Raw genomic sequence first — 14,581 nt, forward strand, 5'->3', positions numbered from 1 at the left:
CTAGAGCGCCTGGAGCGAACGTGCGTCGGCGGCGATCAGCGCGGCCAGCTCGGCCGGCAGCTGGTCGCCGCCGACGCCGCTCTCGGCGATCGAGGCGACCCTGATCCAGTCGGACCGGTCGATCGCGCGCAGCAGCTGGTCGCGCAGCGTGCGGACGACGTCCGGGCCGGTGGACAGCCGCACCAGGCCGGCCGCCGACGGCTGCACCGTCACCGTGGTGGTCGCGGTGGCGGTCCCGTTGACGCCCGTGACCGTCACCTCGAGCGTGTGCTCGCCGGCGGCCAGGGTGTCGACGGCGATCGCGGCGCCCTCGGCGACCTCATCGCCGTCCAGCGTGAGCACGATCGACTCCGCGCGCTCCGACGTCACCGCCGGCACCAGCACGTCGCCGCGGGTCAGCTCCGCGCCGTCGGCCGGCGCCGCGAACGCGACGGTCGGCTCGTCAGGCACCGTCTGCACGTGCCGCGCGTTCCAGCCGACCAGCTCGCCCGGCTTGTTGGTGATGACGCCGTCGACGCCGAGGTCGCGCAGGATCGCCCACTGGGCGGGGTCGTCGATCGTGTACGGCATGACGGCGATCTCGGCGGCGTGCAGGTCCTCGACGACGTCGGTGCGGGTCTGCAGCGCCGTCCAGGCCGGGTTGTAGGCGACGACGCCCAGCTCCTGGCTGATCGCCACCGGGTCGGCGTCGAGGCTGGAGCGCAGCAGGCCCAGCCGCAGCTCGGGCTCGATCGCCCGCACGTCGCGCAGCACCTGCACGTCGAAGCTCTGCAGCAGGGTCTGCTCGATCAGCCCCTCCTCGCGCAGCTGGCCGACGATGAGCTCCAGCTCGGCGTACGTCTCCGGGCCCTTGACCTCCAGCAGCAGGACCGGCGCCCGGCCCTTCATCAGCTCCAGCACGTCCAGCAGCGTCGGCACCGGCTGGCCGGTGAACGCCGTCGAGAACCACGAGCCGGCGTCGAGGCCGTCGATGTAGTCCGACGTGACGGTCGGCAGCGCGCCGGTGCCGTCGGTCGTCCGGTCCAGCGTGTTGTCGTGCAGGATGATCGGCACGCCGTCGGCGCTGCTGGCGACGTCGACCTCGACGTAGTCGGCGCCGGTGCGCAGCGCGGACTCGACCGCGGCGAGGGTGTTCTCGGGCGCGACCGACGAGTAGCCGCGGTGCGCCACGACGGCCGGCGTGGACTCCGGGCCGACCGGACGGATCACCGGCTCCTCCTCCAGCTCCGTGACGACGACGTCGTCGAAGGATACGGTGCCGCCGTTGGCGAGCAGTCCCAGCACACCGGCCTCGGAGCGCTGCAGCGCGCTGGTGCGCATGACCTCCTGGCCGTCGAAGATCCAGGTGGCCCGGCTGCCCCGCACCTCGACGGCGACGCGCACGTCGCGGCCGGTGCCGGCGGCGTGCGGCGCGGCGGCGGTGTTGGTGACGTTCCACGCGTCCGACGTCGTGCGCTGCGCGAACTCGAGGCCGTTGGACGCCGTCGAACCGCTGCGCATCGTCGCGATCCACCAGGGCGTGGCACCGTGAGGCGCGATGTCGAGGCCGACGGCGGCCCACCGGGCGGCGTTGATGACCTGCTCGAACCGGACCGTCGCCTCGACCCGGTAGTTGCGCAGGTGCGGGCCGAACGTGATGCGCGAGAGCTGGTTCGACGACGTGCTGACGCCGACCAGCCGGCCGTCGGTCACCGTCCACTGGCCTTCGACGGCGGTCCAGCCGGCCGGGATCGTCCCGCCGGAGAAGTCCTCGGTCAGGACGACCGCGGGCTCGTCAGTCGCGGGTTCGGCCGCGGCGGGCAGGGCGACGAGCGCCGCCGCGGGCAGCGCCGCGGCGAGCAGTACGGACAGGCGGGGGAGTCGCACGGATCCTCCTGGGAGGGTTGGGGGTCTCCGGGATGCTACGGATCGTCACTGAATGCCGGTTGAACACAGGGTGAGAACGCCGGATGAGAGGATGGGCGCTCGTGACCCGAGTACTCATCACCGGCGCCGCGGGCCTCATCGGCCGCACCGCCTGCCGCCACTTCGCCGAGGCCGGGTACGAGGTCACCGCGCTGGTGCTCGAAGACCCCGGCGATCTGCGGGCGGGCCGCGTCGTCGTGGGCGACGCGACCGACCGCGACGTGGTGCTGGCCGCCCTCGACGGCGTCGACGCCGTCGTGCACCTGGCCGCGATCCCGGCGCCGGAGCTCGGCTCGCCCGACGCGGTCTTCGCCGGCAACACCGCCGCCACGTTCGCCGTCCTCGACGCCGCGGGGGAGCGGGGCGTGCGCAACGCCGTCATCGCCAGCAGCATCAACGCGCTCGGCTACCGCTACGGGCCGCAGCAGCCCGCGCACCCCGAGTACCTGCCGCTGGACGAACGCCTGCCCAGCCGCGCCGCCGACCCGTACTCGCTGTCCAAGGTGGTCGACGAGCTGACCGCCCAGGCCATGCACCGCCGCCACGGCATGGACGTCGTGGCGCTGCGGTTCCCGATGGTCGGCGGGTTCGGCGACGACGCGGCCGACGACGACCGGCTGCCCGGCTACCTGGACAAGATCGCCGCCGACCCCGGCCACGCCGCGCCCGACCTGTGGCTCTACCTCGAGACCCGCGACGCCGCCCGGGCGGCCGAGCTGGCGCTGAGGCCGACCCGGCCGGGCGCGCACACGGTCTTCGTCGCCGCGCCGGAGAACTCCACGCCGTATCCGACGGAGCAGCTGCTGGCCGCGTTCCACCCGGATGTGCCGCGGCGGGCGACGTTCGCCGGGCGGCAGGCGCCGGTCGACCTGTCCGCCGCCCGCGACCTCATCGGGTTCACGGCGACGCGGCTGGCCGACCTGCCGGTGCATGACCTACCCCGTTAGCGCGGCGACGTCCCAGGTGCGCAGCCGGCCGCACATGCCGTACCGGTAGGGCTGCTCGCGCCGCTCGCCGACGTGCACGGACGCGCCGGCCAGGTGCGACGCGTCGCCGCGCGCCAGCGCCGTCAGCGCACGGCCGGTTTCGTCGACGCCGGCCAGGACGGCCTGTTCCCACGTCGCCCGCCAGCCTGCGGCCTTGGCCGCCACCAGCGCACCGGCACGGGCGTGCAAGCGGTCCAGCGCGGCCGGACCGCCGGCGCGCAGCTCGGCGTACCCCTCGAGCGCGAGGTCGCGGCGGCGCCGGGCGGCGGTGGCGACGGCGTCCTCGCCGCCGTCCCCGTCGCCGCCCGGCAACGCGGCGGCCGCGGCGTACCGGTCCGGGTCGGCCAGCACGTCGTCGGGGAAGGTGAAGACGGCGTCGCCGGCCTCGGGCAGCCCGGCGTTCTGCATGACCACGACGATCTGCAGCCCGCCGTCGTTGACCAGCCGGTGCACCGTCCCCGGCGTGAACCACAGCACGGTGCCGGCCGCCAGCGGGTGGTCGGCGGCGCCGTCGCGGCTCAGTGTCTGCAGCCGGCCGCTGCCGCCGACGACCACGTAGCCCTCGCCCGACGCCGTGTGCAGGTGCGGCGACCCGCCGGCCAGCCCGTCCGTCCCCGGCCAGTCGTAGACCGTCAGGTGGCTGACCGCCGTACCGCCCGGGAACCCCGGCCGCCCTGCACCCATGCGGAACCTCCTGACGTCAGATGGAAAGCGCTCTCCACCCTAGTTGGCGAGTGACCGACGCGAAAGGGCCCCGACGCCTGGATGGCGCCGGGGCTCTCTGCCTGCGGATGGTTCCTGGTGCTGGGCGTCAGTCGCCGATGAACGGCCCGTTGCCGGGGCTCTTGCGCCAGACGGTGACGACCGACGGCCGCGGCTGGTCGCCGTACGGGAACGTCGAGATCGGGTTGTCCGGCGAGGCGCCGCTGCCCTCACCCGGGTGCTGCACCGCGATGGTGGCGGTGCGGCCGTCGGGCGTGATGAACGGGCCGCAGGCCTCGGCGTTGCGCGGCACCGAGGCGAACCGGCGGACGTGGCCCTTGTCGTCGCCCTCGACCGGCACGACGAACAGGCCGTCGGCGATGCCGCTGGCGCCGGGCATGCCGTCGGTGGAGATCCACAGCCTGCCGGCCGGGTCGAAGGCCACGTTGTCCGGGCAGGACAGGTGGCTGACCTGCGTCTTGTCGAAGCCGCCGTAGTAGGTCGACGGGTCGTTGGGGTCACCCGCGAGCATGATGACGTTCCAGGTGAACGTCAGCGCCGCCGCGTCGTTGCCGGTCTCGTCGATGCCGACGACGTGGCCCCACTTGTTGGCGAACCGCGGGTTGGTCTCGTCGACGCCGGTGGTGGCGTTGCGCGAGGTGTTGTTCGTCAGCGCGATCACGATGGTGCCGGTGACGGGGTTGCGCTCGACGTCCTCGGGGCGGTCCATCTTCGTGGCGCCGACGCGGTCGCCCGCGAGACGCGTGAAGGTGAGGACCTCCTGGACCGACATGCCCTGGACCTTGCTCTGGCCGCCGACCACGAGCGGGATCCACTGGCCGGTGCCGTCGAAGGCGCCGTCCGAGGGGACCCGGCCGGAGCCGTCGATCTCGCCGGCCGGGCTGTCGCCGGTGAACTTGGCGACGTAGAGGTCGCCCTCCTCGAGCAGGCGCAGGTTCGAGTCGCGGTCGCGCTTGCTGCTGCCCGAGCGGTACTTGTTCTTCGAGATGAACTTGTACACGTAGTCGAAGCGCTCGTCGTCGCCCATGTAGGCGACGGCGCGGCCGTCCTCGGCGAGCGAGATGGTGGCGCCCTCGTGCTTCATGCGGCCCAGCGCGGTGTGCTTGCGCGGAGTCGAGTCGGGGTCGAACGGGTCGATCTCGACGATCCAGCCGAACCGGTTGGGCTCGTTCGGCTCCTGCGCGAGGTCGAAGCGCTTGTTCGTCTTCTCCCAGGCGCGCTCGGTGCCGGCGGTGGTGCGCAGGCCGTAGCGGGCGTTCCGGGCGGCGACGGTCGGGTCGGTGATGGCCGCCGACGCGCCGAAGTACTGGTTGAAGTTCTCCTCGCCCGAGAGGATGGTGCCCCACGGGGTGGTGCCGCCGGCGCAGTTGTTCAGCATGCCGAGGACCTTCTTGCCGGTGCGGTCGGCGCTGGTCTTCAGCAGGTCGCTGCCGGCCGCGGGGCCCGTCACCAGGAACTCGGTCTTGGTGTGGATGCGGCGGTTGTAGCGGCGGCGGCCGTCGACGGGCAGCCATTCGCCGGTCTCGCCGACCCGCTCGAGCTCGACGACCGAGCCGCCGTGCGCGGCCTGGACGATCTTCAGCTGGTCCACGGTGACGCCGGCGACGCCGGTCCAGCCGCGGAACATGAGCTCCTCGTTGGTGTACTCGTGGTTCACCCAGAGCAGGCCCTTGGTGAAGTTGCGGTCCAGCGGCAGGATCGCCACGAAGTCGCAGTTGTAGCCGAACTGCTTCAGCTGGGCGGCCTCGGTCTGGTTGTCGAAGTCGAACTCCGGCGCGCCCGGCAGGATCGGGTCGCCCCAGGCCACCGTCACCGACCAGTCGTAGCCGTTGGGCACCACGATGGTGTCGAGGGTGTTGTCGCCGACGGAGCGGAAGCCGACGGGGTGGCCGCGCTCGGGCAGGTCCGGGAAGTGCGGGCTCGGCGGCTTCGGGCCCGAGGACGTGGTGCTGGCGCTCGCCGGCGCGGCGGCCGCGGCCAGCGCACCGCTCCCGACACCCGACCCGACGACCAGCGCGGCGACCGCGCCGCTGCGCAGCAGGCCGCGTCGCGACATCGCCTTGTTCACCATGTCGCCGAAGTACTCGTTGTCGCTCTCGTTCGGCACCGGGTGGAAGCAGGCGTCGGCGCAGCGGTACTTGCACGTCATGGCGCTGCGGCCGCCGTGAACACCGCCGACCAGGGGCAACAGGCGGCGGCGCTCGGCGCCTTCGGGTTCGGGCATGGGAGTCCCTTCGTCACTTCTGCGGCACGTACTCACCAGAACCTAGGAACAGGTGCGAGCTGGAGCCACCACATCGGAACGAACAGAAGGTAAAGGGCGCATGAGTTAGGCAAGCCTTCGCTAAACCTCTGACCAGCAGGTTTGCCCGAAGTGATGGCATTGACTCGGGAGGGGTGGGACGGGGCCGGCGCCGCGGACGAGGGGCGCCGGCCCACGCCCCTCCCACCCCCGGGGCTCGGGGCGAACCGTCAGTCGCCGATGAAGGGCCCGCCGGTGGGGCTGGTCCGCCAGACAGTGACGACCGACGGGCGCGGCTGGTCGCCGTAGGGGAAGGTCGAGGCGGGCGCCTCGGGGGAGGCGTCGTCCTCCTCGCCGGGGTGCTGGACGGCGAGCAGCGCGGTGCGGCCGTCGGGGGTGAGGCAGGGCCCGCAGCACTCCGCGCCCACCGGGACGGAGGCGAAACGGCGCAGGTGGCCGGCGTCGTCGCCGTCGAGGGGCATGACGTACATGCCGTCGTTGACGCCGACCGAGCCGGGCATGCCGTCGGTGGCGAGCCAGAGCCGGCCGGAGGGGTCGAAGGCGATGTTGTCGGGGCAGCTGATCATGCTGACCTGCGTCTTGTCGAAGCCCGCGTAGTAGGTGGACGGGTCGTCGGGGTCGCCGGCGACCAGCACGATCGACCACGTGAACGTCAGCGCCGCCGCGTCGCCGCCGTCCTCGTCCAGGGCGAGGACGTGGCCGAAGCGGTTGGTGGCCCGCGGGTTGGCCTCGTCGGCCTGGGCGGGGGTGCGGCGGTCGTTGTTGGTCAGCGCCATGAACACGGTGCCGGTGACGGGGTGCGGCTCGACGTCCTCGGGGCGGTCCATCTTGGTGGCGCCGGCGGTGTCGGCGGCCAGCCGCGTGAACACCAGCACCTCCTCGACGCTCATGCCGTCGACCCGGCTCGCACCGCCGACGACCAGCGGCAGCCACTGGCCGGTGCCGTCGAACAGCCCGTCGGAGGGCAGCCGGCCGGAGCCGTCGATCTCCGCGGGCGGGCTGTCGCCGGTGAACCGCGCGACGTAGAGGTCGCCGTCCTCGAGCAGGGTCAGGTTGTGCCGGCGGTCGCGGGACGAGCCGCCGTCGCGGAACCGGCCCGACGAGACGAACTTGTACACGTACTCGAACCGCTCGTCGTCGCCCATGTAGACGGCGACCCGGCCGTCGGCCGTCAGCGCCGTCGTCGCGCCCTCGTGCTTGAACCGGCCCAGTGCGGTCAGCTTCTGCGGGGTCGAGCGGGGGTCGTACGGGTCGATCTGGCAGACCCAGCCGAACCGGTTCGGCTCGTTCGGTTCGCGGGCGACGTCGAAGCGCGGCTCGACCCGTTCCCAGGCGCGCTCGGTGCCGGCGGCCGTGCGGATGCCGTAGCGGGCGTACCGCGCGGCCGTGGTGGGGTCGGTGACGGCGGCGGAGGCGCCGAAGTACTGGTTGACGTTCTCTTCGCCGGTCAGGACGGTGCCCCACGGCGTGGTGCCGCCGGCGCAGTTGTTGAGCATGCCGAGGACCGTCGCGCCGGACGGGTCGGCGCCGGTGCGCAGCAGCGGACTGCCCGCGGCCGGCCCGGTGGCCCGGAACGTCGTGCCCGCGTGGATGCGCCGGTTGTGCCGCCGCCTGCCGCCGGCCGGCCGCCACTCGCCGGTGTCGCCGACCCGCTCGATCTCGACGATCGACCCGCCGTGTGCGGCCATCGCGATGCGCAGTTGCTCCTCCGTGGCGCCGGCCGCGTCGGTCCAGCCGCGGAACATCAGCTCTTCGTTCGTGTACTCGTGGTTCACCCAGAGCAGCGCACGCTCGAACCGGCGGTCGAGCGGCAGGACGGCCACGAAGTCGCAGTTGTAGCCGAACTGCTCGCGCTGGGCGGCGGCGGTCTGGGCCTCGAAGTCGAACTCCGGGGCGCCGCGCAGCACCGGCTCGCCCCACGCGACGGTGACCGACCAGTCATAGCCGTTGGGGACGACCACGGCGTCGACGGTGTTGTCGCCGACGGGGCGGAAGCCGACCGGACGGCCGTACTCGGGGCCGTGCGGGTGGTCCGGCCTGGGCGGGGTGGCGACGTCCGCCGCGACTGCGCTGAGCGCGCCGGTAGCCCCGGACCCCACGACGACGGCGGCTGCCGCGGCACCGCCCCGGAGCAGGCCCCGGCGGCTCACCGCCTGCTCGACGACGTCGCCGAAATAGGCGTTGTCGCTGGTGTTGGGCGGCTCGTGTGCGCACGCGTCGGCGCAGCGATACCGGCAGGTCATGGCGCTGCGGCCGCCGCGGTTGGCGTCGGCCAGCGGGAGCAGCGGCCGCCGGCCGGGGCCGTCATCACGAGTGGGCATGGGTGACTCCCTCCACCGGCGGCGCACGACGTGGTGTCACAGCGTAGGTAAACATTCACCCGTTGGCTACCAGAAAGTCACGAAACGTCGGCCAACCGTTTCTCAGGTGCGCGGCCGGCCGCCGAGCGTGCATGCTGGAGACACGGGAGAGGGGGCCGGCATGATCACGACGTCGCTGATCGAGCGGATCCGCAGCGGCATCATCGGCGAGGGCGAGGTGCTGCACGGGCCGTACGGCGCGCGCCGCATGACCTACGCCGACTACACGGCCTCGGGCCGGTCGCTGGACTTCATCGAGGACTTCGTCCGCGAGCAGGTGCTGCCCCTGTACGCCAACACGCACACCGAGAGCTCCGGCACCGGGCTGCAGACCACCCTGCTGCGCGAGGACGCCCGCCGCACCATCCGATCGTCGGTCGGTGGTACGGACGACCACCTGGTCGTGTTCACCGGGTCCGGCGCCACGTCCGCGGTCAACAAGCTGATCGCGATCCTGGAGCTGCGGCTGCCGGCTGGCGCGCCGAAGCGGCACGGCGTCCTGTACGACGTCCCGCAGAACCGGCCGGTCGTGTTCGTCGGGCCGTACGAGCACCACTCCAACGAGCTGCCGTGGCGCGAGACCATCGCCGACGTCGTCGCCGTCGACACCGACGCCGACGGCCACATCGACCTCGACCAGCTGGACGAGCTGCTGCGCGCCCACGCCGACCGGCCGCTGCGCATCGGCAGCTTCTCCGCCGCGTCGAACGTCACCGGCGTGCTGACGAACACTGAGCGCATCGCGGCGCTGCTGCACGAGCACGGCGCGCTGTCGTTCTGGGACTACGCGGCCGCCGCGCCGTACGTCCCGATCCGCATGGCCGAGAGCGCGCCCGGCGCCGGCGACCACAAGGACGCGATCTTCCTGTCGCCGCACAAGTTCGTCGGCGGGCCGCAGACGCCCGGCGTGCTGGTGGTCGACCGCGCGCTGGTGCAGAACGAGGTCCCGACCGTCCCCGGCGGCGGCACCGTCGAGTTCGTCAGCCCCGACGAGCACCGCTACCTCGACGACCCGGTCGCCCGCGAGGAGGGCGGCACCCCGGCCATCGTCGAGTCGATCCGCGCCGGGCTGGTCTTCGGACTCAAGGACGCCGTCGGCACCGACCTCATCCAGGAGCGCGAGGAGGCGCTCTGGCGCTACGCGCTGCGGCGGTGGAACGACGTCGCGCAGATCGACGTGCTCGGCAACCGCGACGTGCCCCGGCTGTCGATCGTGTCGTTCCGCCTGCGCCACGGTGACCGCTTCCTGCACCACAATTTCGTCGTCGCGCTGCTCAACGACCTCTTCGGCATCCAGGCGCGGGGCGGCTGTTCGTGCGCCGGTCCGTACGGCCACCGGCTGCTGTCCGTCGGCCCGGACGAGTCGCGCGGTTTCCGCGACGTCGTGGGCGTCGGCTGCGAGGGCATCAAGCCCGGCTGGACCCGGCTGAACTTCAACTACTTCGTCTCCGACACCGTGCGCGACTACCTGGTCGAGGCGGTCGAGCTGATCGCCCGCGACGGCTACCGGCTGCTGCCCGACTACGGGTTCGACCCGCACACTGGGCTGTGGCGGCACCGCGAGGGGACGTCGCGGCCGCCGGTCCGGCTGACCGGGCTGCGCTACGGCGACGACGGCGAGCTGGTCGGGGCGCAACGGCACGAGCGGGTCGGCGAGGACGTGCTGGCCGCGCACCTCTCCGACGCGCGGGCCGTGCTCGCCGCCCGCCCCGACGTCGTCGAGGAAGGCCCGACCGGGCTGTCGGAGGAGTTCGAGGCGCTGCGCTGGTTCGTCCTGCCGCCGTCGTGCGTGGTGGCGGCCGACACCTCGGTCGAGGTCCTGGTCGACGACCGCTGCGCGCGGGACTGATCCGGCCGGTTCACTCGGTCGCCTGCGCCCGCGTGCTGGTCTCAGGTCACGTCCTGGTCCACCGTCACGCCCGCAAACGTTTACCAGGCCTCGTGCGTGACACAGGACCAGGACGTGACATCAGACCAGCACCCAGCCCGCCCTGGTCCTGGGTCTGAGGCGCGTCCTGGGCCACAGGCGCGCCCGACGGCCGGTTCAGGCCCGAACCCGCGCGTCACGCCCAGGACGCGCCTCACACCCAGGACGCCGACGCGTAGAGCCGGCGAACGGCGCAAATGGAGTGGGCTGTGCCCGCTCTTCCCCGTCCCCCTGATAGCTGCCGGCACTTAGACCGCGAGGGTGCGCCTCAAGCGGCCCACATCGGCGCGAAGCGCCTCCATACTCCGCTTGAGGCGCACCGTCGCGGCTAAGAAGATGGGCAGCAGGGGGACGGCCAACTCGGCAACACCCGGCGGGGTCGGCCGTCAGGAGACCGCCCAGGCGAGCAGGACCAGCAGCTGGCCGGCCGCCTGGGCCATGGCGAAGCGCCGCAGCGTGGGCAGCAGCGCCGCCCGCTCCACCCTTGCGCGTACCGGGACGACGGCGGCCAGCGCGGCCGTGACGTGCGTGGCGTGGGCGCCGAGGACGGCGAGGCTCAGCCAGCCGGTGATCGCCCCGTCGGCGGCCAGCCCGCACAGCGCGCACACCGCGAGGAACGCCGTCGCCGCGTGCGAGGCCGGCAGCGCCACCGTCGAGACACCGATCAGGGCCGCGACCAGCAGCGCGAACGGCGACGCCGACGCCCAGCCGGCGACCCCGAGCATCGTCACCGCCAGGGCGACGGCCAGCACCGGGCGCAGCGCCCATCCCGGCAGCACCGGGCCGAGGGCACCGGGCGGGACGGCAGCCGCGGTCACCGTCGCACCCCGCGGGCGATCAGCCGCAGCCGGGCCAGGCTGAGCGCCAGCGCCGCCGGATCGGCCATGCCCACCGGCACCCCGCCCGCCTCGAGGGCGCGGATCCGCTCCTGCCGTTCGGCCAGCACCAGCCGGGCGGCCACCGTGGTGGCGGCGTCGGCCGCGTCGAGGACCAGCGGCGCCGGCAGCACGTCGACCGCGAGCACCGGGTGCCCGCGCCGCCGCCACGTGACGGCGAGCGTGCCCGGCGCGTCGTCCAGGAAGACCGAGGTGACGACGATGATCGCGCCCGGCGGCAGCCGCGGGGCGTGCCGCGGCGCCGGCAGCGCGTCGCCGGACCCGGGCCGGTGGGTGTGCCGGGCGAGGTGCGTGCGCAGCCGCAGCAGGTGGTGGCGGCCGCTGCCCAGGTGCACCGGGTCGAGCGGGCGGGCGAGGTCGAGCACGCCGACGCGGTCGCCGTGGTCGATGTAGGCGGCCGCGACCGACGCGACGGTGTCGACGGCGACGTCGATGCTGGTGCGGCCGGTCCGCGCCGTGTGCTCGCCGAGCTCCAGCCACGCGGCGACGTCGGCGGGCAGGTCGTAGCGGTTGTCCAGGCAGCAGACGACGTCCGCGTCGGCGTCGACCAGCGTGTGCCGGGTGTAGAGGGTCTCGCGCGGGCCGGCCTGGCGCGCCGTCACCCGCCAGTCGATGCGCCGCAGCCGGTCGCCGGGCAGGAACGGCGACACGTCGTGCAGCTCGGTGCCGTCGCCGGGCCGGCGGGTGCGGTGGGCGCCGACCATGCCGGCCGGGCGCGGCGGCAGTGCCCCGGGCGGCAGCGCGGCCGCGATGCGGGGGAGCACCTGCGCGGTGTACGGCCGCCCGGGGACCGGTCCGGCGACCAGCAGCCCGTCGGCGGCGGCCGCGAGGTGGTCCGGCCGGGCCAGCTCCTGCGCGCCCCAGCGCGGCGCCGTCACCTCGACGACCAGCTGGCGCGGCTCGGCGGCGGGCGCGGCGACGGCGACGACGTCCGGTTCGCGGTCCGGCTCGGCCAGCGGGAGCACCGCCGTGACCAGCTGCGCGTCGGACGGCCCGATGCGGACCGCGACGGGGGCGGGGTGGCCGGCGTCGAGGATCCGCGGGCCGACGGCGCGCACCTCGGGCGGTGGCCGCCGCGCCCGCCGTTCCGCCGCCGTCCCCAGGGCCAGCGCGGTGCCCACGACCAGCGGGACGCCGAACAGGACGAGGTCGGCGCGGCCGAGCGCCAGGCCGGCCGCCGCCAGCACCGCGGGCAGCAGCAGCGAGCGGGCCAGCGCCGGGCTGGCCCGCCAGACGTAGTCGCGGGTCATCGGCCCGAGGCCGGGCCGGGAACCTGGGCGAGCACCTCGGCGACGATGTCGGCGGTGCTCAGGCGGGTGGTCCACGCCTCCGGGGTGAGGGTCAGCCGGTGCGCCAGCGCGGACACCGCGACCTCCTTCACGTCCTCGGGCAGCACGTAGTCGCGGCCGTCCAGCACGGCGAGCGCCCGGGCGGCCAGCAGCAGCGAGAGTGACCCGCGCGGCGACGCGCCCACCTCGACCGCGCGGTGCCGCCGGGTCGCGGCGGCGAGGTCGACGCAGTACGCGACGACGGACGGGTCGGCGTCGACGCTCTCGACCCCGGCCTGCAGCCCGCGCACCGTCTCGGCGTCGACGACCGGCTCGACCTCGGCCGCCTCCTGCCGCCGGGCGATGCGCCGGGCCAGCACCTGCGCCTCGTCCGGCGGCTCCAGGTAGCCCGCCGACAGCCGCAGCATGAAGCGGTCCAGCTGCGCCTCCGGCAGCGGATAGGTGCCCTCGTACTCGACCGGGTTCGACGTCGCGAGCACGTGGAACGGCTGCGGCAGCGGGAACGTCCGGCCCTCGACCGTCACCTGCCGCTCCGCCATCGCCTCCAGCAGCGCCGACTGCGTCTTCGGCGGCGTCCGGTTGATCTCGTCGGCCAGCAGCAGGCCGGCGAAGACCGGGCCCGGCCGGAAGTCGAACTCGCGGGTGCCGGGGTCCCAGACGAACGACCCGGTGACGTCGCCGGGCAGCAGGTCCGGCGTGCACTGCAGGCGGCGGAACTCCAGCCCCAGCGCGGCGGACAGGCTACGCGCGGCCAGCGTCTTGCCCAGGCCCGGCACGTCCTCGAACAGCACGTGCCCGCCGGCCAGGATCGCCGCGAGCGCCAGGCGCAGCGTCCGCCGCATGCCGACGACCGCGGTCCCGACGCCGTCCAGGACGGCGGACCCGACCCGGGCCACCTCGGCGACTGAGAGTGCGGTGCTGCTGGACGTCGTCATGTGCCGGCTCCTTCTCGGGGTGGGTCGAGTCGTTCGATCGCGGTCACGACGGCGTCGACGTCGCGCAGGCCGGCCCGCACCGGCTCCGACAGCGCCGCGTGCACGGCGGGACCGAGCGCCTCGGCGGCGCGCGGGTCGTCCCACTCCATGCCCAGGCGCCGCAGCCGGGTGGCCGCGAGCGCGCGCAGCCGGTGCTGCAGGGCCGGGTCGTACTCGTTGTCGAAGCGCCGCAGCCGGTTGGCCAGCCGCCAGACCTGCCCGGAGCCGCCGCCGGTCGCCGTCCGCGGCCGGGCCGGCCAGGTGCCGTACCAGCCGGGCGCGATGCTCAGCACCGCCGCCGTCGCCGCGGCCACGCAGACGGCGATCAGCGCCGGTCGCAGCCCCTGGACGCCGAACAGCCAGGCGAAGCCGCCCGCGGCCGCGCCGAGCAGCAGGCCGCGGACGATCGCCCCGCGGGTCACCGTGCATCCGCCGTGCCGAGGGTCCCGACCACCGTCTCGAGCGCCCGCCGGGCCGCCGCGACGTCCTCGTCGCCGAGGCCGGGACGCAGCGCGAACCGGGCCCGGTGGTACAGCGCCAGCAGCATGGCGACGGCGTCTTCGTCGGCGTGGTGGCGGCGCAGCAGGGCGGCGGTGAACTCGGTCGGCGTCTGGGCCGGGTCGCGCGGCGCGCCGCTGCCGGCCGCCGCCGACTCCAGCGCCAGCCATGCCGCGACGATCGCCTCCACCGCGTCCGGGGCCGGCCCGGCCAGCGCCGTCGCGGCCGAGCGGGCGCCGTCGCGCAGCTCCGCCGCCTCGTCGGCCGGGTCGCCCAGCGCCTCGACGTGGCCGCCGAGCGCCGCCCGCCGGCGCGCGGCCCGGGCCCGGAGCTCGGGCACCAGCCGGCGCAGCACGTAGTAGGCGAGGTACGCGGCCGCGGCCGCCGCGATGGCCAGGACGATCGGCCACGGCACGTCGACGCCGCCGGGCTCGTCGCCGGACCGCGGCGGCGCCGTCTGCTCCATCTCGGCCGTGGGCAGCGGGTCGAGCTCGATCTCGGTGGACGGCTCGTCGACGCTGAACCAGCCGGGCTCCACGACGTCGACCGGCCCGGCCGCGAGCGCCAGCACGACGACGAGCGCGGCCACGGCGACCACCGCGGCCGCCAGCGGCCCGCCGGTGGGACGTCGCTCTGACCAGTGCATTGCTGCAATCCTCGCATATCGGCGGGGTGCGCAACCGATTCGTGATCTGTTGCCGGGCACCCAGGGCGGGTAGCGTACGTTGATGGTCCGTCGGATCCCTACGAACACCGGGTG

11 protein-coding genes are annotated in these 14,581 nt (G+C 74.3%); 2 read left to right on the plus strand and 9 right to left on the minus strand.

Translation table 11 applies throughout. The features are described from left to right. Positions 1 to 1,866, minus strand: a complete 1,866-nt coding sequence (locus tag BLV05_RS15145; protein ID WP_046769906.1) for a glycerophosphodiester phosphodiesterase — start codon at positions 1,864 to 1,866, stop codon at positions 1 to 3. A gap of 101 nt (positions 1,867 to 1,967) precedes the next feature. Here BLV05_RS15145 and BLV05_RS15150 point away from each other — a divergent pair, with 101 nt between their 5' ends. Continuing rightward, the gene (locus tag BLV05_RS15150; RefSeq protein WP_197683664.1) at positions 1,968 to 2,852 is read left to right on the plus strand and encodes an NAD-dependent epimerase/dehydratase family protein; all 885 of its coding nucleotides are present in this window, start codon (positions 1,968 to 1,970) and stop codon (positions 2,850 to 2,852) included. Here the strand turns inward: BLV05_RS15150 and BLV05_RS15155 are convergent. From BLV05_RS15155 to BLV05_RS15165, 3 genes are all read right to left on the minus strand, one after another. Beyond that, positions 2,841 to 3,575, minus strand: a complete 735-nt coding sequence (locus BLV05_RS15155; RefSeq protein ID WP_046769904.1) for a cupin domain-containing protein — start codon at positions 3,573 to 3,575, stop codon at positions 2,841 to 2,843. The two genes, BLV05_RS15150 and BLV05_RS15155, sit on opposite strands and share 12 nt — an antisense overlap. Before the next feature lie 127 nt (positions 3,576 to 3,702). After that, positions 3,703 to 5,838, minus strand: a complete 2,136-nt coding sequence (locus BLV05_RS15160; RefSeq protein WP_046769903.1) for a PhoX family protein — start codon at positions 5,836 to 5,838, stop codon at positions 3,703 to 3,705. Positions 5,839 to 6,086: 248 nt separating this feature from the next. After that, complete coding sequence (locus BLV05_RS15165) at positions 6,087 to 8,198, minus strand: PhoX family protein (RefSeq protein ID WP_046769902.1); 2,112 nt, start codon at positions 8,196 to 8,198, stop codon at positions 6,087 to 6,089. A 160-nt stretch (positions 8,199 to 8,358) separates the two neighbouring features. Here BLV05_RS15165 and BLV05_RS15170 point away from each other — a divergent pair, with 160 nt between their 5' ends. Continuing rightward, complete coding sequence (locus BLV05_RS15170; protein WP_046769901.1) at positions 8,359 to 10,086, plus strand: aminotransferase class V-fold PLP-dependent enzyme; 1,728 nt, start codon at positions 8,359 to 8,361, stop codon at positions 10,084 to 10,086. Positions 10,087 to 10,550: 464 nt separating this feature from the next. On the opposite strand, the gene BLV05_RS15175 is transcribed toward BLV05_RS15170, so the two are convergent. From BLV05_RS15175 to BLV05_RS15195, 5 genes are read right to left on the minus strand one after another with little or no spacing between them, the layout of a single operon-like run. Further along, positions 10,551 to 10,982 (minus strand): hypothetical protein, encoded by a 432-nt coding sequence (locus tag BLV05_RS15175; RefSeq protein WP_046769900.1) that lies wholly within the window; start codon positions 10,980 to 10,982, stop codon positions 10,551 to 10,553. After that, complete coding sequence (locus BLV05_RS15180) at positions 10,979 to 12,310, minus strand: DUF58 domain-containing protein (protein ID WP_046769899.1); 1,332 nt, start codon at positions 12,308 to 12,310, stop codon at positions 10,979 to 10,981. The genes BLV05_RS15175 and BLV05_RS15180 overlap by 4 nt, the downstream gene beginning before the upstream one ends. Next, on the minus strand, positions 12,307 to 13,284 hold the full coding sequence (locus BLV05_RS15185) for an AAA family ATPase (RefSeq protein WP_046769898.1): 978 nt from the start codon (positions 13,282 to 13,284) through the stop codon (positions 12,307 to 12,309). The genes BLV05_RS15180 and BLV05_RS15185 overlap by 4 nt, the downstream gene beginning before the upstream one ends. After that, complete coding sequence (locus tag BLV05_RS15190; protein ID WP_046769897.1) at positions 13,281 to 13,745, minus strand: hypothetical protein; 465 nt, start codon at positions 13,743 to 13,745, stop codon at positions 13,281 to 13,283. Before BLV05_RS15190 ends, BLV05_RS15185 begins: the two co-directional genes overlap by 4 nt. Beyond that, entirely contained in the window at positions 13,742 to 14,467 is a 726-nt protein-coding gene (locus tag BLV05_RS15195; RefSeq protein WP_052762652.1) for a DUF4129 domain-containing protein, read from the minus strand. Before BLV05_RS15195 ends, BLV05_RS15190 begins: the two co-directional genes overlap by 4 nt. Positions 14,468 to 14,581: the final 114 nt, after the last annotated feature.

Source organism: Jiangella alkaliphila (assembly GCF_900105925.1).
Classification (GTDB): Bacteria; Actinomycetota; Actinomycetes; order Jiangellales; family Jiangellaceae; genus Jiangella; species Jiangella alkaliphila.

Coding starts and splice junctions, on each gene's coding strand:
- BLV05_RS15180 (WP_046769899.1), bottom strand. CDS start 12,310: ATGACCCGCGACTACGTCTGGCGGGCCAGCCCGGCGCTGGCCCGCTCG.
- BLV05_RS15155 (WP_046769904.1), bottom strand. CDS start 3,575: ATGGGTGCAGGGCGGCCGGGGTTCCCGGGCGGTACGGCGGTCAGCCAC.
- BLV05_RS15195 (WP_052762652.1), bottom strand. CDS start 14,467: ATGCACTGGTCAGAGCGACGTCCCACCGGCGGGCCGCTGGCGGCCGCG.
- BLV05_RS15170 (WP_046769901.1), top strand. CDS start 8,359: ATGATCACGACGTCGCTGATCGAGCGGATCCGCAGCGGCATCATCGGC.
- BLV05_RS15185 (WP_046769898.1), bottom strand. CDS start 13,284: ATGACGACGTCCAGCAGCACCGCACTCTCAGTCGCCGAGGTGGCCCGG.
- BLV05_RS15165 (WP_046769902.1), bottom strand. CDS start 8,198: ATGCCCACTCGTGATGACGGCCCCGGCCGGCGGCCGCTGCTCCCGCTG.
- BLV05_RS15160 (WP_046769903.1), bottom strand. CDS start 5,838: ATGCCCGAACCCGAAGGCGCCGAGCGCCGCCGCCTGTTGCCCCTGGTC.